This window comes from Nocardioides deserti (genome assembly GCF_014266025.1).
GTDB classification, from domain to species: Bacteria; Actinomycetota; Actinomycetes; order Propionibacteriales; family Nocardioidaceae; genus Nocardioides; species Nocardioides deserti.
In genome coordinates, this window is sequence record NZ_JACMYC010000005.1 from 128,732 (window position 1) to 151,648 (window position 22,917).

30 protein-coding genes are annotated in these 22,917 nt (G+C 74.1%); 18 read left to right on the top strand and 12 right to left on the bottom strand.

What is annotated here, in order from left to right; genetic code table 11:
• Positions 1 to 3: 3 nt before the first annotated feature.
• Positions 4 to 786, top strand: coding sequence for an RNA polymerase sigma factor SigF (locus tag H7344_RS10660; protein ID WP_229707139.1), 783 nt, complete (start codon positions 4 to 6; stop codon positions 784 to 786).
• A gap of 4 nt (positions 787 to 790) precedes the next feature.
• On the opposite strand, the gene H7344_RS10665 is transcribed toward H7344_RS10660, so the two are convergent.
• Complete coding sequence (locus H7344_RS10665; protein WP_186346014.1) at positions 791 to 1,261, bottom strand: hypothetical protein; 471 nt, start codon at positions 1,259 to 1,261, stop codon at positions 791 to 793.
• A 223-nt stretch (positions 1,262 to 1,484) separates the two neighbouring features.
• Here H7344_RS10665 and H7344_RS10670 point away from each other — a divergent pair, with 223 nt between their 5' ends.
• Positions 1,485 to 1,736: a WhiB family transcriptional regulator gene (locus tag H7344_RS10670; RefSeq protein WP_011755173.1), complete on the top strand. Its 252-nt coding sequence runs from the start codon at positions 1,485 to 1,487 to the stop codon at positions 1,734 to 1,736.
• A gap of 38 nt (positions 1,737 to 1,774) precedes the next feature.
• Here the strand turns inward: H7344_RS10670 and H7344_RS10675 are convergent, their stop codons facing one another.
• On the bottom strand, positions 1,775 to 3,298 hold the full coding sequence (locus H7344_RS10675) for a sensor histidine kinase (RefSeq protein WP_186346015.1): 1,524 nt from the start codon (positions 3,296 to 3,298) through the stop codon (positions 1,775 to 1,777).
• Between the two features lie 78 nt (positions 3,299 to 3,376).
• Here H7344_RS10675 and H7344_RS10680 point away from each other — a divergent pair, with 78 nt between their 5' ends.
• The 5 genes from H7344_RS10680 (at position 3,377) to H7344_RS21375 (ending at position 7,023) form a co-directional block, all read left to right on the top strand.
• Positions 3,377 to 4,237: a DUF2785 domain-containing protein gene (locus tag H7344_RS10680; protein WP_186346016.1), complete on the top strand. Its 861-nt coding sequence runs from the start codon at positions 3,377 to 3,379 to the stop codon at positions 4,235 to 4,237.
• A 36-nt stretch (positions 4,238 to 4,273) separates the two neighbouring features.
• Complete coding sequence (locus H7344_RS10685; protein ID WP_186346017.1) at positions 4,274 to 5,968, top strand: acetolactate synthase; 1,695 nt, start codon at positions 4,274 to 4,276, stop codon at positions 5,966 to 5,968.
• Positions 5,968 to 6,492: a GNAT family N-acetyltransferase gene (locus H7344_RS10690; RefSeq protein WP_186346018.1), complete on the top strand. Its 525-nt coding sequence runs from the start codon at positions 5,968 to 5,970 to the stop codon at positions 6,490 to 6,492. Before H7344_RS10685 ends, H7344_RS10690 begins: the two co-directional genes overlap by 1 nt.
• Positions 6,489 to 6,887 carry a thioesterase family protein gene (locus tag H7344_RS10695; RefSeq protein ID WP_186346019.1) on the top strand — a complete coding sequence of 133 codons (399 nt, stop codon included), beginning with the start codon at positions 6,489 to 6,491 and terminating at the stop codon, positions 6,885 to 6,887. The genes H7344_RS10690 and H7344_RS10695 overlap by 4 nt, the downstream gene beginning before the upstream one ends.
• Before the next feature lie 61 nt (positions 6,888 to 6,948).
• The gene (locus H7344_RS21375) at positions 6,949 to 7,023 is read left to right on the top strand and encodes a 50S ribosomal protein bL37 (RefSeq protein WP_369759046.1); all 75 of its coding nucleotides are present in this window, start codon (positions 6,949 to 6,951) and stop codon (positions 7,021 to 7,023) included.
• Positions 7,024 to 7,234: 211 nt separating this feature from the next.
• Here H7344_RS21375 and rsrA read toward each other — a convergent pair whose 3' ends face one another.
• The 4 genes from rsrA to H7344_RS10715 all read right to left on the bottom strand — a co-directional run bounded on the left by rsrA (position 7,235) and on the right by H7344_RS10715 (position 9,677).
• Complete coding sequence (gene rsrA, locus H7344_RS10700; protein WP_186346020.1) at positions 7,235 to 7,513, bottom strand: mycothiol system anti-sigma-R factor; 279 nt, start codon at positions 7,511 to 7,513, stop codon at positions 7,235 to 7,237.
• Positions 7,513 to 8,163 carry a sigma-70 family RNA polymerase sigma factor gene (locus H7344_RS10705; RefSeq protein WP_186346021.1) on the bottom strand — a complete coding sequence of 217 codons (651 nt, stop codon included), beginning with the start codon at positions 8,161 to 8,163 and terminating at the stop codon, positions 7,513 to 7,515. The genes rsrA and H7344_RS10705 overlap by 1 nt, the downstream gene beginning before the upstream one ends.
• Before the next feature lie 87 nt (positions 8,164 to 8,250).
• On the bottom strand, positions 8,251 to 8,913 hold the full coding sequence (locus H7344_RS10710; RefSeq protein WP_186346022.1) for an alpha/beta hydrolase family protein: 663 nt from the start codon (positions 8,911 to 8,913) through the stop codon (positions 8,251 to 8,253).
• Complete coding sequence (locus tag H7344_RS10715) at positions 8,910 to 9,677, bottom strand: SOS response-associated peptidase (protein ID WP_186346023.1); 768 nt, start codon at positions 9,675 to 9,677, stop codon at positions 8,910 to 8,912. Before H7344_RS10715 ends, H7344_RS10710 begins: the two co-directional genes overlap by 4 nt.
• Positions 9,678 to 9,764: 87 nt before the next feature.
• Between H7344_RS10715 and aroA the strand changes: the two genes are divergently transcribed.
• Positions 9,765 to 11,045, top strand: a complete 1,281-nt coding sequence (gene aroA / locus H7344_RS10720; protein ID WP_186346024.1) for a 3-phosphoshikimate 1-carboxyvinyltransferase — start codon at positions 9,765 to 9,767, stop codon at positions 11,043 to 11,045.
• 9 nt (positions 11,046 to 11,054) lie between these two features.
• The gene (gene rsgA, locus H7344_RS10725; protein WP_186346025.1) at positions 11,055 to 12,047 is read left to right on the top strand and encodes a ribosome small subunit-dependent GTPase A; all 993 of its coding nucleotides are present in this window, start codon (positions 11,055 to 11,057) and stop codon (positions 12,045 to 12,047) included.
• On the opposite strand, the gene H7344_RS10730 is transcribed toward rsgA, so the two are convergent.
• Positions 12,041 to 12,415: a PaaI family thioesterase gene (locus tag H7344_RS10730; RefSeq protein WP_186346026.1), complete on the bottom strand. Its 375-nt coding sequence runs from the start codon at positions 12,413 to 12,415 to the stop codon at positions 12,041 to 12,043. The genes rsgA and H7344_RS10730 overlap by 7 nt on opposite strands.
• A gap of 94 nt (positions 12,416 to 12,509) precedes the next feature.
• Between H7344_RS10730 and H7344_RS10735 the strand changes: the two genes are divergently transcribed.
• Positions 12,510 to 13,424 carry a GTP-binding protein LepA gene (locus tag H7344_RS10735; RefSeq protein ID WP_229707140.1) on the top strand — a complete coding sequence of 305 codons (915 nt, stop codon included), beginning with the start codon at positions 12,510 to 12,512 and terminating at the stop codon, positions 13,422 to 13,424.
• Positions 13,425 to 13,473: 49 nt separating this feature from the next.
• Here H7344_RS10735 and H7344_RS10740 read toward each other — a convergent pair whose 3' ends face one another.
• A complete protein-coding gene (locus H7344_RS10740) occupies positions 13,474 to 13,923 on the bottom strand; it encodes a DUF2231 domain-containing protein (RefSeq protein ID WP_186346027.1) in 450 nt (149 codons plus the stop codon).
• A gap of 54 nt (positions 13,924 to 13,977) precedes the next feature.
• Between H7344_RS10740 and H7344_RS10745 the strand changes: the two genes are divergently transcribed.
• The 5 genes from H7344_RS10745 (at position 13,978) to H7344_RS10765 (ending at position 17,449) form a co-directional block, all read left to right on the top strand.
• A complete protein-coding gene (locus H7344_RS10745; RefSeq protein ID WP_229707141.1) occupies positions 13,978 to 14,889 on the top strand; it encodes an inositol monophosphatase family protein in 912 nt (303 codons plus the stop codon).
• A gap of 83 nt (positions 14,890 to 14,972) precedes the next feature.
• Entirely contained in the window at positions 14,973 to 15,404 is a 432-nt protein-coding gene (locus tag H7344_RS10750) for a CBS domain-containing protein (protein ID WP_186346029.1), read from the top strand.
• A 50-nt stretch (positions 15,405 to 15,454) separates the two neighbouring features.
• A complete protein-coding gene (locus H7344_RS10755) occupies positions 15,455 to 16,777 on the top strand; it encodes an NAD(P)/FAD-dependent oxidoreductase (protein WP_186346030.1) in 1,323 nt (440 codons plus the stop codon).
• Entirely contained in the window at positions 16,761 to 17,075 is a 315-nt protein-coding gene (locus tag H7344_RS10760; protein WP_186346031.1) for a hypothetical protein, read from the top strand. The genes H7344_RS10755 and H7344_RS10760 overlap by 17 nt, the downstream gene beginning before the upstream one ends.
• Before the next feature lie 5 nt (positions 17,076 to 17,080).
• Positions 17,081 to 17,449 carry an FKBP-type peptidyl-prolyl cis-trans isomerase gene (locus tag H7344_RS10765; RefSeq protein ID WP_186346032.1) on the top strand — a complete coding sequence of 123 codons (369 nt, stop codon included), beginning with the start codon at positions 17,081 to 17,083 and terminating at the stop codon, positions 17,447 to 17,449.
• Between the two features lie 18 nt (positions 17,450 to 17,467).
• Here the strand turns inward: H7344_RS10765 and H7344_RS10770 are convergent, their stop codons facing one another.
• Together H7344_RS10770 and H7344_RS10775 are read right to left on the bottom strand one after the other, a co-directional pair.
• Positions 17,468 to 17,701 (bottom strand): RNA-binding S4 domain-containing protein, encoded by a 234-nt coding sequence (locus tag H7344_RS10770; protein WP_186346189.1) that lies wholly within the window; start codon positions 17,699 to 17,701, stop codon positions 17,468 to 17,470.
• 65 nt (positions 17,702 to 17,766) lie between these two features.
• On the bottom strand, positions 17,767 to 19,044 hold the full coding sequence (locus H7344_RS10775) for a DUF445 domain-containing protein (RefSeq protein WP_186346033.1): 1,278 nt from the start codon (positions 19,042 to 19,044) through the stop codon (positions 17,767 to 17,769).
• A gap of 44 nt (positions 19,045 to 19,088) precedes the next feature.
• On the opposite strand from H7344_RS10775, the gene H7344_RS10780 reads away from it, so the two are divergent.
• Both H7344_RS10780 and H7344_RS10785 read left to right on the top strand, forming a co-directional pair.
• Positions 19,089 to 19,487, top strand: coding sequence for an adenylyltransferase/cytidyltransferase family protein (locus H7344_RS10780; protein ID WP_166193850.1), 399 nt, complete (start codon positions 19,089 to 19,091; stop codon positions 19,485 to 19,487).
• A 92-nt stretch (positions 19,488 to 19,579) separates the two neighbouring features.
• Positions 19,580 to 21,196: an MXAN_6640 family putative metalloprotease gene (locus tag H7344_RS10785; RefSeq protein ID WP_186346034.1), complete on the top strand. Its 1,617-nt coding sequence runs from the start codon at positions 19,580 to 19,582 to the stop codon at positions 21,194 to 21,196.
• 78 nt (positions 21,197 to 21,274) lie between these two features.
• On the opposite strand, the gene H7344_RS10790 is transcribed toward H7344_RS10785, so the two are convergent.
• Positions 21,275 to 21,886, bottom strand: coding sequence for a hypothetical protein (locus H7344_RS10790; RefSeq protein ID WP_186346035.1), 612 nt, complete (start codon positions 21,884 to 21,886; stop codon positions 21,275 to 21,277).
• Between the two features lie 150 nt (positions 21,887 to 22,036).
• Between H7344_RS10790 and H7344_RS10795 the strand changes: the two genes are divergently transcribed.
• Complete coding sequence (locus H7344_RS10795; RefSeq protein WP_186346036.1) at positions 22,037 to 22,465, top strand: four-helix bundle copper-binding protein; 429 nt, start codon at positions 22,037 to 22,039, stop codon at positions 22,463 to 22,465.
• Positions 22,466 to 22,499: 34 nt separating this feature from the next.
• Here the strand turns inward: H7344_RS10795 and H7344_RS10800 are convergent, their stop codons facing one another.
• Complete coding sequence (locus tag H7344_RS10800) at positions 22,500 to 22,889, bottom strand: hypothetical protein (protein ID WP_186346037.1); 390 nt, start codon at positions 22,887 to 22,889, stop codon at positions 22,500 to 22,502.
• Positions 22,890 to 22,917 lie beyond the last annotated feature (28 nt).

Sequence of the window (22,917 nt, forward strand, 5' to 3'; positions counted from 1 at the left end):
GAGGTGGACGCACCGCCGACCGGGGTCGAGCTGACCCGGTTGCGGAGCGCGGAGCTCTTCCGCGACCTCCACGACGCGGGTGCGCCGCAGCACCTCCGCGAGCGGGCTCGTGACGACCTCGTCCACCTCCACCTGCCGCTGGTGGAGCACTGCGCGCGCCGCTTCCGCAACCGGGGCGAGCCGTTCGAGGACCTGGTGCAGGTCGGCACGATCGGGCTGATCAAGTCCGTCGACCGCTTCGACACCGACCGCGGCGTGGAGTTCTCGACCTACGCCACGCCGACGATCATCGGCGAGATCAAGCGCTACTTCCGCGACAAGGGCTGGGCGATCCGGGTGCCGCGGCGGCTCCAGGAGCTGCGGATGCAGATCGGCTCGGCGACCGCCGAGCTGACCCAGTCCCTCGGCCGCTCCCCCACGCCCCGGGAGCTGGCGGAGGCGATCGGCTGCACGGTCGAGGAGATCGTCGAGGGCATCGAGTCGAGCAACGCCTACTCCACGCTGTCGCTCGACGCCAGCGACGACTCCGACGACGGCGCGGCCTCGATGCTCGACGCGATCGGCGTCGACGACGCGAACCTCGAGCACGTCGAGATCCGCGAGTCGATCAAGCCGCTGCTCGACCGGCTGGACCCGCGGGAGAAGAAGATCCTGCTGCTGCGGTTCTTCAAGAACATGACGCAGTCCCAGATCGCCGAGGAGATCGGCGTCTCGCAGATGCACGTCTCGCGCCTGCTCAACCGCACGCTGGTCCAGCTGCGGACCTCGCTGGAGGAGGCGGACTAGTTGCCTAGTCCGCCGGCCGGTCCTCCTCGGGCCCGCCGCGGCCGGTGCCCGTCGGGTCGTCGGTGAGCACCGCGGTGCTGGCGGGGTGGAAGACCCCGGCGAGCACGACCGCGGCGACGACGGCGAGGCCGATCGCGACCAGCGGCAGGTTGCCGCCGCGGAAGGACCAGGCGACGCCGAGGCTGATCAGCTGCGCGAGCACCACCGGGCTGCGCGACCAGGTGGCGTGCTGCCGCAGGCCCCAGGCGCACAGCAGGAGCGCGGCGCCGCAGAGCAGGAAGAACCCGGTGGTGGTGACGTTCATGGTGACCCGGCCCGAGGTCAGGTGGGCCAGCTCTGCGACGGCCAGCAGCACCAGCACCAGGCCCTCGACCGCCGTCAGGGACGCGGCTACGACGAGGGGTGCGGGGGTCGCGGACGCCCCGTTCACGCGGTCGTGGCCGGCACTGGTATCGGACGGATCCATCGGGGGCACCGGGCGAGCCTAGCCCGGTCGTGAGAGGCCTCCGCGTGACCACGTGCGCGGGGCGCCTGTGACGGAAGAGACCATCACAAACGCTTGTATAACGTTCCAAAGATTGCCACGCTGGACACTCGCTCGTGAATGCGTTCACTTTGTTGTGCCCCGACACGAGCCCGCAGGCCTTGAGCTGCCCCTGGCCTGCACGTGCGTTGTAGAGAGTAGGGATTCCCCAGCCATGGATTGGCGCCACCGTTCCGCCTGCCTCGACGAGGACCCGGAACTGTTCTTCCCGATCGGCAACACCGGTCCGGCCATCCTCCAGATCGAGGAGGCCAAGCAGGTGTGCCGACGCTGCGAGGTGCGCGAGCAGTGCCTCGCGTGGGCACTGGAGGCCGGGCAGGACCACGGGGTCTGGGGCGGCCTCAGCGAGGACGAGCGTCGCGCGTTGAAGCGCCGCAACGCCCGCGCCCGCGTCCGCACCGCCTGAGCCACACGACCTGACTCGACGGCCTGACCGTCGGCGGCTCAGACCAGGGGTACGTCGACCGCGGCCCGCGTCCCGCACGCGCCCGGCACCGCGCCGAGCTCGAGCCGACCGCCGAGCTCGGACTCGACCAGCGTCCGCACGATCGAGAGCCCGAGGTTGGTCGAGCCGTCGAGGTCGAAGTCCTCGGGGAGCCCGCGGCCGTCGTCGTCGACGGTGATCCGGAGCCGACCGTCGTTGCGGCGTACCGTCAGCCGGATCGTGCCGCCGTCCCCGTCGGCCTCCCCCAGCCGGGACAGGTCCTCGGGCACGACCGGCTCGGCGTCGCGGTCGACCTCGTAGCCGTGCTCGACGGCGTTCTGCAGCACCTCGGTCAACACCATCGCCAGCGCGGTGGCGGACTCCGAGGGCAGCGCCCCGAACTCCCCGTCGCGCAGCACCCGCACGCGACCGGCGACGGCGCTGACCTCGATGACCATCGAGGAGAGCCGGTCGGCGATCTCGTCGAAGTCGACGTTCTCCTCGCCGGCCTGGCTGAGCGTCTCGTGGACGATCGCGATCGAGCCGACCCGGCGCACCGCCTCCTCCAGCGCCATCTTGGCCGCCTCGGAGTCGATGCGGCGCGCCTGGAGCCGCAGCAGGGCGGCGACGGTCTGCAGGTTGTTCTTCACCCGGTGGTGGATCTCGCGGATCGTGGCGTCCTTGGTGACCAGCTCGCGGTCGCGGCGGCGCAGGTCGGTGACGTCGCGGACGAGCACCAGCGCGCCGATGCGGGTGCCCTGTGGCCGCAGCGGGATCGACCGGACGATGAGCGAGACGGTGTCGGTGCCGATCTCGGTGTCGCGGTGCGCGCGGCCGCCGAGCACCGCGCTCAGCGTCTCCTCGTCGGGCCGCCGCCGCGGCGGCACGAGCTCGCGGGTCAGGTCCGCGAGCGAGAGCCCGGCGAGGTCGCCGGAGAGGCCGAGGCGGCGGTAGACCGAGAGCGCATTCGGGCTGGCGTAGGCGACCCGGCCCAGCGCGTCGACCCGCAGGAACCCGTCGCCCACGCGCGGCGAGTCGGCGTGGTCGCTGCGCTGCCCCGGGGCCGGGAACCGGCCGTGGGCGATCATCTGGGTCAGGTCGGCCGCGGTCTGGAGGTACGACAGCTCCAGGCGGCTGGGCGTGCGCACGCCGAGCAGGTTGGTGTTGCGCGCGACGACGGCGATCACCCGGCCGGCGCGGCGCACGGGGATCGTCTCGACGCGGACCGGCACGTCGTCGCGCCACTCCGGGTCGCCCTCGCGGACCAGCCGCCCCTCGGCGTACGCCGCGTCGAGCAGCGGCCGCCGGCCGGCAGGGACGAAGGTGCCGACGACGTCGTCGACGTACGCCGTCGGGCCGGTCGTCGGACGCATCTGCCCGGCCGCCCAGAAGCCGGCGCCGGCGCGGTCGGGCAGCCACAGCACGAGGTCCGCGAAGGACAGGTCGGCGATGATCTGCCAGTCGGCCTGCAGCAGCTGGAGCCACGCGACGTCCTCCGCGGAGAGGTCGGTGTGGCTGCGCACCAGGTCGGCGAGGGTCGGCACGCTCCGTGACCCTACTGCCGCCCGCCCGAGACCTCCGCCGGGTCGGCTTGAGCGAGATTCGCTGGCAGGATGGGGGCCATGTCGGGGCAGTACTGGAAGCAGGTCCACGCCTCCGGGCTCGCGGTGCCGGACGACCGGCCGCTGGAGGACCTGACCGCCGACCTGACCCGGATGCTGGGCGACCCGGAGCCCGAGGTGCGCGAGGCCACCGCCTGGCCGGTGCTGGTCACCTGGATCGGGCGCGGGGTGTACGACGACCTCCTGGTCGGGCTCGGCGACGGCATGTCCGCCGGGCTGCGCCCGGGGCTCGGCGAGGTCGGCACCGACAGCGTGCTGCGGCGCAGCTGGTCGGCCCGGGTGCTCGCCGAGTGCCTCGAGCGCGACAACCTGCGCTCGCTGCTTCCCGCCGGGAAGGTGCTCGACTGGGGCGACCGGATCGCGACCTGGCTGCTGCGCGAGCAGGACGTCCGCGGCTTCGTGCCCGGCCGCGGCTGGGCGCACGCGGTGGCCCACGGCGCGGACGCGCTGGCCGCGCTGGCCCGCTCCCCGCACCTGGGCACCCCCGAGCTGACCGTCGTGCTCGACGTCGTCGCCGACCGGGTGCTGCTGCCGGTGGACCACCTGTTCGTCAACGGCGAGCCGGACCGGCTGGCCCAGGCGACCATGACGGTGCTGCGCCGCGACGAGGTGCCGCTGCAGGTGCTCGAGCCGTGGATCGCGCGGCTGGTCGCGGCGGCGGCCGTGCAGGCGTCGTACGACGGTCGCGACCCGCACCTGACCGGCGGCAACGCCGAGGCGTTCCTGCGGGCGCTGCACCTCCAGCTCGCCCTGGCGCCGGACCCGCCCGCGGTCCGGGCCGACCTGCTGCTGGTCGTCGTCGACGCCCTGCGGCACACCAACCCGGGTCTGCGGCACGTGGGGGCTTCCGCCTCCGTCTGACCACGGTGTGACCTGCGTTGCACATACCCTGCGAGCATGACCGACGCTGACGCAGAGATCTGGCCCGACCTCGACGCCGACACGCCGATCCCCGAGGGGCACGTGCGGGGCCACGCCGGCGAGCTGGCGGTCGCCGTCGCGCAGGCGCACGGCGTCGAGACGATGTTCACCCTGTCCGGCGCCCACGTCTTCCCGCTCTACGACGGCGCGGTCAAGGCCGAGGTGCCGATGCGGCTCCTCGACGTGCGCCACGAGCAGACCGCGGCGTTCGCGGCCGAGGCCACCGGCAAGCTGACCCGGGTGCCGGGCCTGGCCGTGCTCACCGCCGGCCCGGGCGTGACGAACGGCGTCAGCGCCATCGCGCAGGCGCAGTTCGCCGGCTCCCCCATGGTCGTCGTCGGCGGCCGCGCCCCGCAGAACCGCTGGGGCAGCGGCAGCCTCCAGGAGCTCGACCAGCCGCCGATCGTCGCCTCGGTGTCCAAGGACGCCCGCACGCTGATGACCGCCGGTGACGTGGCGCCCGGCCTCGACCAGGCCTTCCGCGCGGCCGGCTCCTCGCACCGGGGGCCGGTCTTCGTCGACGTGCCGATGGACGAGCTCTTCGCCCAGGCCACCGTCCCCGCCCCGACCGCGGCGTCGATGCCGCGCGGCGCCGAGCCGGACCCCGAGGCCGTCGAGCGCATCGTCGAGCTGCTGGCCGGCGCGTCCCGACCGACGCTCGTGCTCGGCACCGACGTGTGGGCCGACCGCGCCGAGGAGGCTGCGCTGCGGCTCGTCGAGAGCGCCGGCGTCCCGACTCTCACCAACGGCATGGGCCGTGGCGTCGTCCCCGGCGGCCACCCGCTGCTCGTGACCAAGGCACGCGGCCAGGCGCTCAAGGAGGCCGACCTCGTCATCGTCGTCGGCACCCCGCTGGACTTCCGCCTCTCCTACGGCGTGTTCGGCGACGCCAAGGTCGTGCACGTCGCGGACTCCCCCGGTCAGCTCTCCGCCCACGCGCACCTCGCCGCGTCGGTCGCCGGCGACCTCAGCACCGTCCTCGACGGGGTCCTCGCCGGGCTCGAGCGCTCCACGCGACGCCCCGACTGGTCGGCGTGGGTGGCGAGCCTGCAGGACACCGTCCGCGCCGGCGTCGAGCGTGACCGCGCCCTGCTGACCGCCGAGGCCGACCCGATCCACCCCGCCCGCATCTACGGCGAGCTGGTCCCCCGGCTCGCCGACGACGCGGTCGTCATCGGCGACGGCGGCGACTTCGTCAGCTTCGCCGGCAAGTTCGTCGAGCCCAAGCGGCCCGGCGGCTGGCTCGACCCCGGCCCGTACGGCTGCCTCGGCGCCGGCCTGGGCGCCGCGATCGCCGCGCGGATCGCCCGGCCCTCCTCGCAGGTCGTGCTGCTCCTCGGCGACGGCGCGGCCGGCTTCTCGCTGATGGACGTCGACACCCTCGTGCGGCACCAGCTGCCGGTCGTCATGGTCATGGGCAACAACTCCGCCTGGGGCCTGGAGAAGGGCCCGATGCAGATGCTCTACGGCTACGACGTCGCCGCCGACCTCGCGCCCCGCACGGCGTACGACGAGGTGGTCAAGGCGCTCGGCGGCGCCGGCGAGACCGTCACCGACCCGCGCCAGGTCGGCCCCGCGCTCGACCGGGCGTTCGCCGCGAACGTGCCGTACCTGGTCAACGTCATCACCGACGTCGACGCGGCCTACCCGCGCGCCACCTTCGGGATCTGATGCTGCTGCGACGAGCGTCGCCCGCCGAGCTCGGGCCGGCGGGCGACGTCACCGTCGCGGCGTACGCCGACTTCGTGCTCGGGCCGGACGACCCCTACGTCGCGCGGCTGCGCGACGCGGCCCGGCGTGACCGCGAGGCCGAGCTGTGGGTGGCGGTCGACGACGGCGTCACCGGGGACGTCGCCGGCAGCGGCCCTGGGGTCGGGACGGTGCTCGGCACGGTCACGGTCTGCCCGCCGGGGTCGCCGTGGCGCGAGGTGGCGCGGGAGGGCGAGGGTGAGCTCCGCATGCTCGCCGTCTCCCCCGTCGCCCGCGGCCGCGGGGTGGGGACGGCGCTGCTCGACCTGGTGCTCGACCGGTTCCGCGCCGACGGGGCGCACGCGGTGGTGCTCTCCAGCCTGCCGCAGATGGCCGCGGCGCACCGGCTCTACACCCGCGCCGGCTTCACCCGCCTGCCCGAGCGCGACCACTCCCCCGCCCCGCACGTGCAGCTGCTCGCCTTCGGAAAGGACCTCACCCGATGACCACCGCCACCCTGCCCTTCTCCGTCGGCGACGACGACACCGCGCTCGCCGTCGGCTCCGGCTCGCTGCCCGTGCTCGGTACGCCGCGGCTCCTGGCCTGGTGCGAGGCGGCGACCTGCGCCGCGATCGAGCCGGCGCTCGGCGAGGGCGAGACCTCGGTCGGCACCCGCGTCTCGCTCGACCACCAGGCTGCCAGCCCGCTCGGGCAGGCGGTCGAGGTCACCGCCACGACGGCGTACGTCGACGGGCGGCTGCACCGCTTCACCGTCGCCGCGCGGCACGTCGAGGTCGGCCCCGAGGGTCCCGTGGCCGGCAAGGTGGTCGCCACCGGCGAGGTCACCCGGGTGGTCGTCGACGCGGAGCGGTTCCTGAGCCGGATTTCTCCTGGTTCGTGACATCTGGGAGACTGTCCGACGGCCCTTCGTGGGCGACGTACATCGATCCCAGGAGGACACCATGGGCAAGACCGGCCGCAAGCGCCGCGCTCGCAAGAAGAAGGGCGCGAACCACGGCAAGCGCCCCAACGCCTGAGCGCAGGCAGACGCACTGGACCCCCGAGCCTTCCGGCCGGGGGTTCGTTGCTTTCCCGGGCCGGCCCGCGGCGGCGTCCGGGCTTGTAACGCGACGTTCGCCGCTCTATCTGCACGTTGCAGCGTGCAGGTAGAGCGGCGGACAGCGCGTTACATCGGCCGCGCGGGACCGGACGTGCCGACTCGACCCGCCAGAAGTGGCGACTCGGCGGTCAGGCCTCGGTGATGCGGACCTGGACCTCGCGGATGCGGAGCATGACCCGCTCGCGGAGCTCGGCGGGGGCCGGCTCGGAGCAGGAGCGGGCGACGACCTGCTTGACGGTGCGCTGGAGGTCGTACTTCTCCAGGCAGGGGTTGCAGGTGTCGAGGTGGACGCGGACCGCGGCGCAGTCGGCCTCGGCCAGCTCGTTGTCGATGAAGTAGACGATCTGCTCGAGGTAGTCCGCGCACTCCTGCGGGTCCACGTGCTGGTGGCGGGCGTCGCTGCTCATCACTCGCCCCCGTCGCGGCCGACGGTGAGGAGGTCGTTGGCGCGGACGTAGTCCGAGAGCATGTCGCGCAGCTGGCGGCGGCCGCGGTGCAGCCGCGACATGACGGTGCCGATCGGCGTCTCCATGATCTCGGCGATCTCCTTGTACGCGAAGCCCTCGACGTCGGCGAGGTAGACGGCGAGCCGGAACTCCTCGGGCAGGCGCTGCAGGGCGTCCTTGACCTGGGAGTCGGGCAGGTGCTCGAGCGCCTCCATCTCCGCGGACTTCAGGCCGGTGGAGGTGTGCGACTCGGCCCGGGCGAGCTGCCAGTCCTCGACGTCCTCGGACATCGACTGCTGAGGCTGGCGCTGCTTCTTGCGGTAGGTGTTGATGAAGGTGTTGGTGAGGATCCGGTACAGCCAGGCCTTCAGGTTCGTGCCCGGCCGGAACTGGTGGAAGGAGGAGTACGCCTTGGCGAACGTCTCCTGCACGAGGTCCTCGGCGTCGGCCGGGTTGCGCGTCATGCGCATCGCGGCGGAGTAGAGCTGGTCGAGGAACGGCAGCGCGTCGCGCTCGAAGCGCAGCGAGCGCTCCTCGTCGGTCTCGGAGGCGACGTCGACCGGGTCCACGGTCGAGGCGGCCCCCAGCGGGTCAGTGACGGAGTCAGTCATCGCGTCCCAGCCTACTCGCTGCTGGGGTGGGGTCGGCTCGGTCAGCACGGGGCGTTCCATCAGCACGGTCACGCCCAGCAGAACACCTCACCCCCGGCGCTGATTCCCGGTCTGATTTCCGGTCACCTCGCGCACCAGCCACTCCAGCGTGCACTGCACCAGCAGGTCCATCGCCTCGGCCTGGTCGACGGCCCCGCGCGCCGGCACCTTGAAGCCGTGGTCGGCATCGGGGACGACGGCCATCTCGACGTCGTCGGGGAACTCCTCGGGCCGCCCCATCGGGTCGCGCTCCCCCTGCACCACCAGGGTCGGCAGCCGGGCCTCGCGCAGCTCCTCGAGCCGGGAGCGCTCCGGCTTCCCGGGCGGGTGCAGCGGGAAGGCCAACGCCAGGCAGGCGGCCGCACCCAGCCTCCGGCCCACACGCACGGCCGACCGGGCCCCGGCGGAGCGGCCGCCGACCACCAGGGGCGTGCGCACCCGCAGCTTGTCGGAGGCGGCGACGAAGCCCTCGTCGAGGATCCGTCCGGCCGGGGCGATCTTCTTGCCGACGACCTTCCACGGCTGCTCGACGCGGACGACGGTGAAGCCGTGCCGCGGCAGGTGCGTGGCGAGCGCCTCCAGGTCGCGCCCGTCGATCCCGCCGCCGGCGCCGTGCCCGAGCACCAGGGTGCCGACCGGTCGCGTGGCGCGGTTGGTGACGAGGCGGGCCGGGCCGTGCGGGGTGTCGACGACCCGCTCGCTCAGCGTCACTCGGCCACCTCCTCCAGCGGCAGCGGCTCGACGAGGTGGGCGCCGTTGTTGCGCACGTTGCTCACCTCGCGGGAGACGGGGTACGCCTCGAGCGTCCCGGGAGCGGCCGGCACGAGCAGGTCGAGCAGGGAGTCCTGGGCGGCGGTCGGGTCGAGCCAGGAGGCCCAACGGTCGCGCTCGACCATCAGCGGCATCCGGTCGTGGATGTGGCCGAGGTCGTCCTCGGCGTCGGTGGTGATGACCGTGCAGGTCCACACGAACCGGTCCGGGTCGTCGTCGGCCTTCGCCGGGTCCCGCCAGATCTCGTAGAGGCCCGCCATCGCCAGCGTCCCGCCGTCCTGCGGGCGGATGAAGAACGGCTGCTTGAGCGGCTTGCCCGCCTTGGTCGTCTGCTGCGTGGGGTACCACTCGAAGTAGCCGTCCGCGGGGAGCAGGCAGCGCCGCTTCGCGAACGCCCGCTTGTACGCCGGCTTCTCGGCCACCGTCTCCATCCGGGCGTTGATCATCCGGTTGCCGATGGAGATGTCCTTCGCCCAGGACGGCACCAGGCCCCACCGGACCACCCGCAGCTGCCGCTCGGCGCGCCCGGCGGCGCGCTCCGCCACCTGCTCGCCGGACGGCGGCCGCTCCACGACGGCGTACACGTCCTTGGTGGGCGCGACGTTGTAGTCGGGCTCGAGCGGGGCCGCGATCCGCAGCGCGTCGACGTCGAACTCCTCGACGAGGTCCTCGGCCCGGCGGCTCGACGCGTAGCGACCACACATGCGCGTCACCCTAGTGGCGCCCACCCCCGGCGGCGGCTGACCGGTGAGGGCGGAGCGGGGCGGGCGCCGCCGACTAGAGTGCGAGCCGTGACCGACCCTGCGCGCGCCGCCGTCGAGGACCCCTGGCCCGCGCCCCGCGCGCACCGTCCGGTCGAGGCCACCGTGACGCTGCCGGGCAGCAAGTCGCTGACCAACCGGGCGCTGGTGCTCGCCGCCGTCGCCGACGGCCCCTCGGTCGTACGCCGTGCCCTACGGTCGCGGGACACCTCGCTGATGGCGGCGGCGCTGACGTCCTTGGGCGCCCACGTCGACACCACCGGCGAGGACTGGCGGGTCACGCCCGGCGCGCTGGCCGGCGACACGAGCGTCGACTGCGGCCTGGCCGGCACCGTCATGCGGTTCGTGCCGCCCGTCGCGGGCCTGTCGACCGGCACGGTGTCCTTCGACGGGGACCCGCACATGCGCAAGCGGCCGGTCGGCCAGGTGCTCGGCGCGCTCCGCGCGCTGGGGATCGACGTGGCCGGCGACGCCCTGCCGTTCGCGGTCCGCGGGACCGGCTCGGTGCCCGGCGGGACGGTCGTGGTGGACGCGTCGGCGTCCTCGCAGTTCATCTCCGCGCTGCTGCTGGCCGGTGCTCGCTACGAGCGCGGCGTCGACGTCCGCCACGAGGGCGCGCCCGTGCCCTCCCTCCCCCACATCGACATGACGGTGGCGATGCTGCGCGAGCACGGCGTCGGGGTCGACGACACCGGGCCCGACCGTTGGTCCGTGGCACCGGGCCCGGTCCGCGCCGTGAACCACCTGATCGAGCCGGACCTCTCCAACGCCGCGCCGTTCCTGGCGCTCGCCGCGGTCTCCGGTGGCACCGTCACCGTCCGCGACTGGCCGCGGCACACCACCCAGGCCGGCGACGCGCTCCGCGACATCCTCGCCGCGATGGGCTGCGATGTCTCCCTCGACGACGCCGGCCTGACCGTCGCCGGCCCCGACGAGCTGCATGGCGTCGACCTCGACCTGCACGACGTCGGCGAGCTCGCGCCCGCGGTCGCGGCGCTCTGCGCGCTGGCCACAACCCCCTCCCACCTGCGCGGCATCGCCCACATCCGTGGCCACGAGACCGACCGGCTCGCCGCGCTCGCGACCGAGCTGGGCCGGCTGGGCGCCGACGTCACGGAGCACCCCGACGGGCTCGAGCTGCGCCCGGCGCCGCTGCACGGCGGCGTCTTCCGCACCTACGCCGACCACCGGATGGCCCACGCCGGCGTCGTCGTCGGCGCCGCGGTCGACGGCGTCCTCGTCGAGGACGTCGCGACGACCGGCAAGACCTTTCCCGACTTCGCCGGCTTCTGGGCCGGGCTGCTGGCCTAGGACGCGCGCATGTCGGGCCGCTACTCCACCCACGACCACGAGCACTACGAGCGACCCCGCCGCCACACGCGGCCGCGCACCAAGGACCGCCCGACGTACGACGACGCGGTGGACGGCGTCGTCGTGACCGTGGACCGCGGGCGGTTCACGCTGCTCGTCGACGGCGCCACGGTGATGGCGATGAAGGCGCGCCCGCTCGGGCGCAAGGGCGTCGTCGTGGGCGACCGCGTGCGCGTCGTCGGTGACACCTCCGGCTCCGACGGGTCGCTCGCCCGCATCGTCGAGGTGCGCGAGCGGGAGACCGTGCTGCGCCGGACCGCGGACGACGACGACCCGGTCGAGCGGGTGATCGTCAGCAACGCCTCCCAGCTGGTCGTGGTCACCGCGCTGGCCGACCCCGAGCCCCGCCCGCGCCTGATCGACCGCGCCCTCGTCGCGGCGTACGACGCCGGCATGCAGCCGCTGCTCTGCCTGACCAAGGCCGACCTGCGCGACCCCGAGACGCTGCTGGTGACCTACCGGTCGCTGGGCGTCCCGTGGGTGGTGACGCAGCGCGGCGGCGACGTGTCCGAGGTGCGCGAGCGGCTCGCGGGGCGCACGAGCGTGCTCGTCGGGCACAGCGGCGTCGGGAAGTCGACGCTGGTCAACGCGCTGGTGCCGGACGCCCACCGCGAGGTCGGGCACGTCAACGCGGTCACCGGTCGCGGCCGGCACACCTCGACGTCGGCGTACATGCTCGCGCTCCCCGGCGAGCAGGGCGGCTGGATCATCGACACCCCCGGCATCCGCTCCTTCGGGCTCGCGCACGTCGAGCCCGAGCACCTCATCGGCGCCTTCCCCGACCTCGACGAGATGACCGAGGACTGCCCGCGCGGCTGCACCCACGGCGGCGACGAGCCCGAGTGCGGCCTCGACGAGGCGGTCGCGGACGGCCAGGCGGACCCGGTGCGGGTCTCCTCGTTCCGACGGCTGCTGGCCGCGCGGAGCGCGTCGGACTACTGACCGAGGAGCACGAAGGTCGCGACCGCGTGCACGAGGTCCTTGCCGTCCTGCTCCACGCCGGCCTCGCAGATGGTGAGGTCCTGCCCCCGCTTGCGGACCTCCGCGGTGACCACGAGGGTGCCCGGCTTCCCGGGCCGTAGGTAGGTCACGGTCAGCTGGCTGGTCGCGGGCACCTGGTCCTCGCCGGCGCTGCGCACCGCCGCCCCCATGACGGTGTCGACCAGCGTGGCGAACAGGCCGCCGTGGACCGTCCCCGCGGGGTTCAGGTGGCGCTCGTCCACCTCGACCTCCAGCCGCGCGCTGCCGTCGCTGACGTCGGGCGCGCCGGCGCCGACGAGGTCGATGAAGCCGGTCGTGGTGGTGTCCATGGCGCACGGGTACCCGCCCGCGGGACGAGCCCGCACGTGAGCGAACCCCACGGCTCGACCAGTCCGCCGGGCGGGCGGCTCCGAAGTGCCCTACGTGCCTCTCCCCACCGCCCGCCGGTCCGTGCCCAGGTCGCTGCCCCGGTCCTTGCCCTGGTCCGAGCCCCGGCTCGTCGCCCACGTCGACCGGCTGGCCGAGGAGCACCCGCCGATCGACCTGGCGACCTGCGACTTCACCGTGCGCCGACCCGCCGAGGTGGTGGCCCGGTTCGCGCCGGCGCTGGACTACATGGCGCGCGCCGAGCTCGAGGTCGAGCGCAACACCCTCGAGCTCGGCGTGCTGCTGCCGCACGCGCCCGACGTGGACCGGTACTTCTACCGCGAGGTCTGGCAGCCGCAGGAGTCCCACCACGGGCTCGCGCTCGACGAGCTGCAGGTGCGGCTCGGGCTGCCGCCCGCGCAGACCGACCTCACGACGCTGTCGCCGAAGATCCGCGCGGTCGGCGCGCTCGCCCACGTCGGCGCACTCCAGGACGTCGTCCGGATGCTCTACTACCTGACCGGGATGACCACCGAGCGCTCCGCGCTGCTGGCCTACCACCGGCTCCACGACGGGCTGGTGGAGATGGGCGAGACCGCCGTCGCCGACACGATCATCACCCCGATCCGGCGGCAGGAGCCGGGGCACTTCGCCTTCTACCAGCTCTCGGCGCGCGGCCTGTGGTCCCGGTTGGCGGAGTGGCAGCGCTGGCTCGTGCGACGGATGCGAGCGGTCTCCTTCGCCCCGGTCGCGGCCGGCGACGACAGCCGGAAGGCCGACGTCGGCGACCTGATGGTGGCGCTGGGCATCGGCACGCCCGAGGCGGCCGACGAGTTCGTGCAGACGGTCGCCCGGACCGAGGCGGAGCTGCTCGGCGCGGCCGAGGCGGGGCTGGCCGTGCCGCCGTACATCGTGCGGTCGTTCCGCGAGTGCCTCGAGCTGGCCCGGGAGCGGGTCGCGCTCGTTTCATGATGGCCCGGGTGCGCCCCGGCGCACGCTGGGCAGCACGAGGCGGGTGGGGTCAGCCCTCGACGCCGTACCACGCGACCTGCGCGCCGGCGTCGCCCGTCAGCACGGCGTACACGACGGTGGCGACGCCGGTGACGGCCAACAGCGCGGCGAGCACCCAGCGGGCCGCCCCGACACGCCGGTGGAGCGCTGCGGCCGCGACGGCCACCAGGGCGAAGGCGAGCACGACCAGCCGGAAGACCTCGGCGCGGGACTCGTGGGTCTCGATCAGCGCGAGCAGCGGGCCGCCGTACTGGTTGGCCTCGGTGAGCTGCTCGCCGGAGAAGTACGCCACCCAGACCGCCACGGCGGCCGGCACGGCGAGCACGACCATCGGCCAGCGGATCCAGTCGCGCCAGCGCGGGACCGCGGCGTACGCGACGCCGAACAGGGCCGAGACCGGTCCCAGCACGACGGCGGCGTGGACGACGAGGGCGTGCAGCGGGAGGCCGTTGATCTCCATGGATGAATGTTGCACCACACCGAGCGCCGGTTGCTGAAAGTAGCCTGTGCGTCCGTGGCCACCCCGCACCCCGACTACACCGACGACCTGCGCCTCGCGCACGTGCTCGCCGACGACGCCGACTCGCTGACCATGGCGCGGTTCAAGGCGCTCGACCTGCACGTCATGAGCAAGCCGGACCTGACCCCCGTCACCGACGCCGACCAGGCCGTCGAGGAGGGGATCCGGCGGACGCTGTCGCGGGTCCGCTCCCGCGACGCGGTCACCGGCGAGGAGCAGGGCTCGACCGGCAACAGCCAGCGGCGGTGGATCGTCGACCCCATCGACGGCACCAAGAACTTCGTCCGCGGCGTGCCCGTCTGGGCCACGCTGATCTCGCTCGTCGTGGACGACGAGGTGGTCGTGGGCGTCGTGTCCGCGCCGCAGCTCCAGCGCCGCTGGTGGGCGTCGACCGGCGGCGGCGCCTGGACCGGGCGGTCGCTGCTGAAGGCGACGCCCTGCCGGGTCTCCGACGTACGTCGCCTGGAGGACGCGTCGCTGTCGTACTCCTCCCTCTCCGGCTGGGACGAGCGCGGCCGGCTCGAGGACCTGCTGTCGCTGATGCGGCGCGTGTGGCGCACCCGCGCCTACGGGGACTTCTGGTCCTACATGCTGCTCGCCGAGGGCGCCGTCGACATCGCCGCCGAGCCCGAGCTCGAGGTCTACGACATGGCCGCCCTCGACGTGATCGTGCGCGAGGCCGGCGGCCGGTTCACCTCCCTCGACGGCACCGACGGCCCGTTCGGCGGCAACGCGCTCGCCTCGAACGGCCACCTGCACGACGCGGCCATGTCGTTCCTCGGCGCGCTTCCCGACCTCGGCGGCGACCCCGACGACCCGGACTGGCCCCGCACCGGGCCCGGCTCCGTCTCCGACCTGCGCTCCCGGCGCCGGCCGGGTGGGCCCGGCGACCTGCCGCTCGACTGAACCACCCGAGGTCCTGCTCGCGCAGGCCTTTACACGGCCGGTCTCGGGAGTACCGTCGAGGGACTCGTCACGGGAGGTCGACCATGCGCATCAGCGAGGTCCTCGACAGCAAGCCACGCACCGACGTGGTCACCATCCACCCCGACGCGGGCGTCCGCGAGCTGGTCGCTGCGCTCGCCGAGCACAACGTCGGCGCCCTCGTCGTCAGCGCCGACGGCACGTCGCTGGACGGCATCGTCAGCGAGCGCGACGTCGTGCGTCGCCTCCACGCCGACGGCACCGTGGTCGACGCGACCGTCGGCGCGATCATGACCGCGGTCGTCGAGACCTGCGGGCCCGAGACCGGGCTCGACGAGCTGATGCGGATCATGACCGACCGGCGCATCCGCCACGTCCCGGTCGTCGACGACGGCCGGCTGGTCGGCATCGTGAGCATCGGCGACGTGGTCAAGCACAAGATCGGCCAGCTCCAGTTCGAGCGCGACCAGCTCGACAGCTACGTGCACCAGACCTGAGCGTCGCGACGTCGAGCTTCGCCATCAGGCGTTGAGGTAGCGATCCAGCCGTGCGCGCGAACGCCGAGGTCGACGTCGTCGTCGTGGGTGCCGGGCTCGCCGGGCTGCGCTGCGCCCGCGCACTGGTCGATGCCGGGTTGGACGTGGTCGTGCTCGAGGCGACGGGCCGGGTCGGCGGTCGGGTGCGCACCGACCGTGTCGATGGGTTCCTCGTCGACCACGGGTTCCAGCTGCTCAACCCCGCCTACCCGGCCGTGCGGCGGTGGGTCGACACCGACGCCCTGGGGCTGCAGCCGTTCCCCGCCGGCGTGCTCGCACGCACCGACGGCGTCCAGGGCGGCGCCGAGGGTGGCGCCGAGCTGCTCGCCGACCCGTTGCGCGAGCTCGGGCTCACCGGGCGCACCGCCCGGTCGGTCGCGGTCCGTCCGCGCGAGGTGCTCGGTCTGCTGCGCTGGGCCCGCCCGCTCGTGGGACCGCGACGCGGCCTGGCCGACCGGGTGACCCCGCGCCGCGGTGACGTCACCCTGCGCGACTCGCTGGACCGGGCGGGCGCGTCCGGCCTGCTGCGGACCGTGCTCGAGCGGTTCCTCGCCGGGGTGCTCCTCGACGGCTCCGGCACGACCGCCGACGCCTACGCCCTGCTCCTGGCCCGCACCTTCGCGGCCGGCACGCCCGCCCTCCCCGCCGCCGGCATGGCCGCCCTCCCCGCCCAGCTGGCCGCCGGCCTCGGCGACCGGGTCCGGCTGCGCACGCCGGTCGAGGGCATCGACACGACCGGCGCCCACCCCGTGCTGCTCACCGCGGCCGGCACCACCCGCGCGCGGTCGGTCGTCGTCGCCACCGACGGCCTCACCGCCTCCCGGCTCGCCGGCACCCCGGCCCCGTCACCCCGAGGCGTGGTCACCCAGTGGTGGGAGGTCGAGGACCTCAGGGGACGCCGCGACCGGCGGGCGCCCGGCGTCCTCGCCGTCGACGCCCGCCCACGACCCGCCGGCCCCGTGGTCAACACGGCCGTGGTGTCGGCCGCGGCGCCGACGTACGCCCCACCGGGGAGGCACCTCGTCCAGGCCTCCGCGCTGCTGCGCCGAGGCGTCGCGGTGCCCTCCGAGGGCCGGGTGCGCCGGCACGCGGCAGACCTGCTCGGGATCGACGCCACCGGCTGGAGCGAGGTCGCCCGGCACGAGCTGCCCCACGCGCTGGCCGCGCAGCCGGTGCCGTTCACGGCCCGGCGGCCCGTCGTCGTGCGCCCCGGGCTCCTCGTGTGCGGCGACCACCGCGACACCGCCTCGATCCAGGGCGCGCTCGTCAGTGGCCAGCGCGCCGCTCGGGCCGTGCTCGCGAGCCTGGACCGTGCGCGTGCCGACCGCTCCTGAGGCGCTGCTGGTCGGCGCGACCGCGCTGCACGCCGGCTTCCAGCTGACGGTGACGGCGCTCGTCTACCCCCGCCTCGCCGGCACCGCACCCGCAGCCTGGTCCCGGGAGCACAGCCGGCACAGCCGCACGATCACGCCCCTCGTCGCCGTCGTGTACGCCGCCGTGCTGCACGGCCGGCTCGCGCGCAGCGCCGGTCCCGACCCGCGGCTGCTGCGTCGCCTGCTCGCGGCGGACCGGGCCCGCGCGGTGGCCGCGGTCGCCGCCCTGCCGGCCGCACTCGTGGCCGCCGTAGGGTGAGCCGCATGGACAAGCCCGAGATCGACTTCCCCGACTTCGACCCGCCGACCGACCTGCAGATCACCGACATCGCCGTCGGCGACGGCCAGGAGGCGGCCGCCGGCAACACCGTCGAGGTGCACTACGTGGGCGTCGCCCACTCCACCGGCGAGGAGTTCGACGCGTCGTACAACCGCGGCGAGCCGCTGCGCTTCCGCCTCGGCATCGGCCAGGTCATCTCCGGCTGGGACACCGGCGTGCAGGGGATGAAGGTCGGCGGCCGTCGCCAGCTCGTCATCCCGCCGCACCTGGGCTACGGCGACCGCGGCGCCGGCGGCGTCATCAAGCCCGGCGAGACGCTGATCTTCGTCGTCGACCTGCTCGGCGTCAGCTAGGCGGCAGCAGCACCTGCGTCACCAGGGCAGGTCGTCCGCGGTGTCCTGGTCGGACACCCGGGCGGCCTGCCCCTTCAGCTCGACGACGTCGCCGACGCGCAGCTGGCGCCCTCGGCGGGTCTCCACCTCGCCGTTGACGAGCACCAGCCCGTCGGCGATGACCGGCTTGGCCTCGGCCCCGGTCTCCACGAGGTTCGCGAGCTTCAGGAACTGCCCCAGCCGGATCGACTCGTCGCGGATCGCGACGTCCATCGGCTCGGGGGCGGCCGGCTCGTCGGGCCCGGCCTCGCTCTGGGTCTTCCTCCACGGCAGTCGCATCAGTGGATCATGACCGAGATCGTGTGGATCAGCACGCCGACGAGGCCGCCGACGATCGTGCCGTTGATCCGGATGAACTGCAGGTCTCGGCCGACGTGCAGCTCGATCCGCCGCGCGGCCTCCTTGCCGTCCCACCGCTCGATGGTGGACGTGATGACGGTGGTCACCTCCGCGCCGTACCGCTCGACGGCGAAGACCGTCGCGTCCGCGGCGAGCCCGTCGAGCCGCGCTCGCAGCGCCTCGTCGGTGAGCAGCCGCTCGGCGAACGTGTGGGCCTCGGTGAGCAGGCGCTGACGCACCGCGCCCTCGGGGTCGCGCAGCGAGCCGGTGAGCCCCCGGCGCAGGGCGTTCCACAGCGAGACGCTGGAGGCGATGACCTGCGGGTGGTCGAGCAGGCGGTCCTTGAGGCGCTCGGTCCGCTCCTGGGTCGCGGGGTCCTCCAACAGGTCGGTGGCGAGCTGCTCGAGCATCGAGTCGAGCGCCCGACGGGCGTGGTGGTTCGGGTCGTCGCGGATGTCGGCCACCCAGCGCACCAGCTCGAGGTGGACCCGGGCCGTGACCCGCTCGTTGACGCTCGGCGGCGACCACCACGGCGCCCGCTCGCCGAGGATCTCCGTGACCGTGTCCGGGTTGTCGACCAGCCAGTCGTGCATCTCGGTCAGCGCGAGGTCGACCAGGCCGTGGTGCAGGTCGTCGCGGAGGGTCTCGCTGAGCAGGCTGCCGAGCAGCGGCGAGATCGGCTCCTCGTGGAAGCGCGGCACCAGCGCGTCACGGATGAGGCTCTCGACGTGGTCGTCGCGGACCTTGCCCAGGGCGATGACCGCGACGTCGCTGACCTCGTCGACGACCCGCCGGGCGTGCTCGGGCTCGCCCAGCCAGCGCCCGACCCGCAGCGAGATCGTCGCCGCGTCGACCCGCTCGCGGATGATGTCCTCCTGCAGGAAGTTCTCCCCCACGAACTCCTCGAGCCCCCGGCCGAGGTCGTCCTTGCGCTTGGGGATCAGCGCGGTGTGCGGCACCGGCAGGCCGAGGGGGTGGCGGAACAACGCGGTCACCGCGAACCAGTCGGCGATCGCGCCGACCATCGAGGCCTCGGCGCCGGCGTTCACGAACCCGAGCACGCCGTCCTGGCCGTGCGTGGCGACGTACACCGCCGCGGCCAGCAGGAGCAGGCCCACCGCGATCGTGCGCATCTGCCGCAGGCCCCTCGCCCGCAGCTCGTCGGCCTCGGGGTCGGCGGTGATCAGGGGGATGCTGGTGGCTTCGCGCGTGGTCATCACCGACATCCTGACCGACGCCTCCGCATGGCAGGATCACCCGCATGTCACGCACGGTCATCACGTTCGGCACGTTCGACGTCTTCCACGTCGGCCACCTGCGGGTGATCGAGCGGGCCGCGGCCCTCGGCGACCGGCTGGTCGTCGGCGTCTCGGCCGACGAGCTCAACCTGCGCAAGAAGGGCCGCGAGCCGGTCTTCAGCCAGGCAGAGCGGCTCGCGATCGTGGCCGCGCTCAAGCCGGTCGACGAGGTATTCGTCGAGGAGAGCCTGGAGCTCAAGCGGCACTACATCACCGAGCACGGGGCCGACGTCCTCGTGATGGGCGACGACTGGGCCGGCCGCTTCGACGAGATGAAGGACCTCTGCGAGGTCGTCTACCTGCCGCGCACGCCGGCCATCTCGACCACCGCCCTCATCGAGAAGATCTCCGCGACCTCCTAGCTCGGCGCCCCCGGGCGCCCGCGGTTTCGCGCCGGCCGGCCCGCCCGGGCACCCTGGTGCCCGTCCCCCACCCGGAGAGAGGCCTCCTCCACATGCGTCGTTCCTTCGCGGCCGTCCTGGTCGCACTCAGCACCGGCCTCGCCGTGCTGCCCGCCACCGCCACCTCCTCGGCCGACCCCGGGTCGTCCCCGGCGGCCGCGGCCGCTCCGGCCGCCGCTCCCGCCGGCGAGGAGCCCACGGTCGAGGCGGCGCGTCGTGCGTTGCACGAGGCGACCGCGGTGCTGGGCGGTGACGCGGCTCCCTCCGCCGGCCTGGCCCGCCGGGCCGCGCCGACCGCACCGGCCATCGCACCGGGCGGCAAGCGGCCCGACGCGACCCTGGTGCTGCGCGACCTGGCCGTCGCCCTGCCCGCGCTCGACGGGACCGAGCGCCGGCAGGCCGAGGCGATGCTCGCCCGCCCCACGGACGGCGGCCGGGACCAGTACGGCGACGGCTACTCCGTGCGCTCGAAGAAGAAGTGCTCGCGCCACTTCTGCCTCCACTACGTCACCAGCACCGCCGACCGCCCCACCTCCGAGGCCTGGGCCGCGAAGAACCTCACGGTCCTGAACAAGGTCTGGCGCAAGGAGGTCACGAAGATGGGCTACCGCGCGCCCGTCAAGGACGGCAACCGCGGCGGCAACGGCAAGTTCGACGTCTACCTCAAGGAGCTCGGCAGCAAGGGCCTCTACGGCTACTGCGCGCCGGAGTACCGCAAGAAGGGCACGAAGTGGGTGGCCTCGGGCTACTGCGTGCTCGACAACGACTTCGCGCAGGCGCAGTACGGCGCGCCCCCGGGCAAGAGCCTGAAGGTCACCGCGGCGCACGAGTTCTTCCACGCCGTGCAGTTCGCCTACGACTACAACGAGGACCGGTGGCTCATGGAGTCCACTGCCACCTGGATGGAGGAGCGGGTCGCCGACGGCGCGAACGACAACCGGCAGTACCTCGCCTCCGGCCAGGTCAAGGTGCCGGCCTCCTCGCTCGACGTCTTCCAGCCCAGCGGGTTCGCGCAGTACGGCAACTGGCCGTTCTGGGAGTACCTGTCCGGCCGCTTCGGCAACGGCATCGTGAAGCAGGTCTGGAACAAGGCCGGCGCGTTCAAGGGCGCGCCGAACATGTACTCCGCCAAGGCGCTGCGCAAGGCCATCGGCAACCGCGGCGGCGGCCTGCCCGCGGTGTTCGCGTCGTACGCCGCCGCCAACACCGCCCCGGCCCGCTACTACCCCGAGGGCGCGGCCTGGCCGAAGGCCGGCTTCACCCGGCGGGTGACGCTCGCCAAGACCTCCCGCAAGGCCTCCGCCACCGTCCGGATCAACCACCTGGCCTCGCGCAACATCGGCGTCCGGCCGGGCGACGGGCTCGGCGGGAAGAAGTGGGGGCTGCGGATCACCGTCAACGCCCCGAACCGCTCCTCCGCCCCCGCCGTCCACGTGCTCGTCCGGAAGAAGAAGGGCGCCTGGGGACGCAAGACGATCCCGCTGAGCAAGAAGGGCTACGGCCGCAGGACCGTTGACTTCGGCGGGTCGAAGATCAGCGGCGTCACCATCACCCTCGCCAACGCCTCGACCCGCTACCGCTGCAACCAGGGCACGAACCTCTCCTGCCGCGGCACGTCCCGCGACCAGGACAAGAAGTTCAGCGTCCAGGTCAAGGCCGTCAAGCGCTGACCGTCCCTCACCCGGCGACCGGTCGTCCGGGCGCCGGGTGTCCGGGCGCCGGGTGTCCGGGCGACCTCGCTGAACGGGTCAGCGGCCGCCGCGGAGCGTCCCGCCGAGCAGGCCGTCCAGGGTGTCGGTGAGGCCGTCGGTCGTGCCCTGGACGGTGCCGGTCACGGGCGCGAGCGCGCCGCCGGTCAGGCCGTCGACGGCACCGACGGCGCCGGTCACGACGGGGTCGACCAGCTGCGAGACCGGGCCGGGGCGGTCGCTGGGCGGCTCGTCGGGACCGGGCCCCCCGGTCTCGGGCTCGTCGGGGTCGGGGTCGCCGCCCGGGGTCGTCGGGCCGGGGCCGGCGCCGGGGTCGGAGGGGCCGTCGGGCGACCCGCCCGGCGACCCGCCCGGCGACGTACCGCCCTGAGGCGCGGGAGCGACGCCGTCACCGGTGGACACGCCACCGAGGGGTGCGCCCACCGCAGGGGTGTCACCGCCGGCGCCGGCGGCCGGAGCGGCGGCCCGGACGAGCACCTGCGCCTCGGCGACCTGCTGGGCGAGCGGCGCGCTCGGCGGCTGGGCCACCGGCAGGCCGGGCAGGTCGGTGTCGGTGACGTAGAGCGTGGTGACGGTCATGAGCACGAACGCCGCCGCGCCGACGCCGAGGGCGCCGTACCCGATCCGCAGGTCACGCTGCGGCTTGCTCATCGGTGCGCTGAAGCCCACCGGCCCTCCCTCGTGTCGTGCTGCCTGGCCCCCGTGCCCGAAGCCGACAACGACCGAGCCCGACCACGGTAACGGCGCGGCCGGGAGCGGCGCAGCGGTATGGACCGGTTGGCGTGCGGCTACCCCACCGCCATGACGACAGCACCCACCGACCCGTCCGACGCCGACCTGACCACCGTCCTGCGCAGCCACCCCGGCGAGCACGACGTCGACCTGCCCGCGCTGGCGACCGCCGTCGAGCTGCTCGGCGAGTGCGTGGCGACCTGCCGGGCCTGCGCCGACGCCTGCCTCGACGAGGAGATGGTCGCCGACCTGATCGCGTGCATCCGCAGCGACCTCACCTGCGCCGACGTGTGCGCGACGACGGCGGCGGTGCTGGTACGCCGCCCGACCGACCCCGGCCTGGTGCGGTCGCTCGTCGAGGCGTGCATCGCCGCGTGCGGGGCCTGCGCGACCGAGTGCGAGCGGCACGCCGGCATGCACGAGCACTGCCGCGCCTGCGCCGAGGTGTGCCGCCGCTGCGAGCGCGCCTGCCGCGACCTGCTGGCCGCGCTCGGTTGACCCGAACCCGTCGGCCGGTCCCCCGCGGGGCCGGCTAGGACTCGTCGACGAAGCGGACCGGGGCGGTGTCGGGGCGGTGCCCCTCCAGGTTCAGCGTGGCGTCCTCGCGGATGATCCGCCGCACGTCCTCGCGGTCCGGCCGCTCGTCGTCGGTGCGCGCGACGTCGACGACCTGCCGGCCGTCGACCTCGACGTCGGGGTCGAGCGCGGCGTCGTACCCGTGCCGCGTGAGCGCCGCGACGACCGTGGCGGGGTCCTGCCCGAGCGGCACGGCGTACCGCAGGCGCGTCGACGGCATCTCCTCCGACACGCGCGTCCCGCCGGCGCGACGGCCGCCGAGCGCGACCAGGCCGCTGGTGCTGAGGAAGTAGAGCACCACGATGCCGACGGCCAGGATGATCAGGAAGGGGATCGCGGCACCCATGAGGGACCTCCGGAGTTCCGGGACGTGA

Excerpts from the sequence above, each read along its gene's own strand:
- rsrA (WP_186346020.1), bottom strand. The coding sequence starts at position 7,513 with ATGAGCAGCGACGCCCGCCACCAGCACGTGGACCCGCAGGAGTGCGCG.
- H7344_RS10765 (WP_186346032.1), top strand. The coding sequence starts at position 17,081 with ATGGACAAGCCCGAGATCGACTTCCCCGACTTCGACCCGCCGACCGAC.
- H7344_RS10690 (WP_186346018.1), top strand. The coding sequence starts at position 5,968 with ATGCTGCTGCGACGAGCGTCGCCCGCCGAGCTCGGGCCGGCGGGCGAC.
- H7344_RS10790 (WP_186346035.1), bottom strand. The coding sequence starts at position 21,886 with ATGAGCAAGCCGCAGCGTGACCTGCGGATCGGGTACGGCGCCCTCGGC.
- H7344_RS10715 (WP_186346023.1), bottom strand. The coding sequence starts at position 9,677 with ATGTGTGGTCGCTACGCGTCGAGCCGCCGGGCCGAGGACCTCGTCGAG.
- H7344_RS10785 (WP_186346034.1), top strand. The coding sequence starts at position 19,580 with ATGCGTCGTTCCTTCGCGGCCGTCCTGGTCGCACTCAGCACCGGCCTC.
- H7344_RS10795 (WP_186346036.1), top strand. The coding sequence starts at position 22,037 with ATGACGACAGCACCCACCGACCCGTCCGACGCCGACCTGACCACCGTC.
- H7344_RS10770 (WP_186346189.1), bottom strand. The coding sequence starts at position 17,701 with ATGGACGTCGCGATCCGCGACGAGTCGATCCGGCTGGGGCAGTTCCTG.
- H7344_RS10750 (WP_186346029.1), top strand. The coding sequence starts at position 14,973 with ATGCGCATCAGCGAGGTCCTCGACAGCAAGCCACGCACCGACGTGGTC.
- H7344_RS10800 (WP_186346037.1), bottom strand. The coding sequence starts at position 22,889 with ATGGGTGCCGCGATCCCCTTCCTGATCATCCTGGCCGTCGGCATCGTG.
- H7344_RS10695 (WP_186346019.1), top strand. The coding sequence starts at position 6,489 with ATGACCACCGCCACCCTGCCCTTCTCCGTCGGCGACGACGACACCGCG.
- H7344_RS10780 (WP_166193850.1), top strand. The coding sequence starts at position 19,089 with ATGTCACGCACGGTCATCACGTTCGGCACGTTCGACGTCTTCCACGTC.
- H7344_RS10705 (WP_186346021.1), bottom strand. The coding sequence starts at position 8,163 with ATGACTGACTCCGTCACTGACCCGCTGGGGGCCGCCTCGACCGTGGAC.
- H7344_RS10680 (WP_186346016.1), top strand. The coding sequence starts at position 3,377 with ATGTCGGGGCAGTACTGGAAGCAGGTCCACGCCTCCGGGCTCGCGGTG.
- H7344_RS10730 (WP_186346026.1), bottom strand. The coding sequence starts at position 12,415 with ATGGACACCACCACGACCGGCTTCATCGACCTCGTCGGCGCCGGCGCG.
- H7344_RS10740 (WP_186346027.1), bottom strand. The coding sequence starts at position 13,923 with ATGGAGATCAACGGCCTCCCGCTGCACGCCCTCGTCGTCCACGCCGCC.
- H7344_RS10685 (WP_186346017.1), top strand. The coding sequence starts at position 4,274 with ATGACCGACGCTGACGCAGAGATCTGGCCCGACCTCGACGCCGACACG.
- H7344_RS10775 (WP_186346033.1), bottom strand. The coding sequence starts at position 19,044 with ATGACCACGCGCGAAGCCACCAGCATCCCCCTGATCACCGCCGACCCC.
- rsgA (WP_186346025.1), top strand. The coding sequence starts at position 11,055 with ATGTCGGGCCGCTACTCCACCCACGACCACGAGCACTACGAGCGACCC.
- H7344_RS10670 (WP_011755173.1), top strand. The coding sequence starts at position 1,485 with ATGGATTGGCGCCACCGTTCCGCCTGCCTCGACGAGGACCCGGAACTG.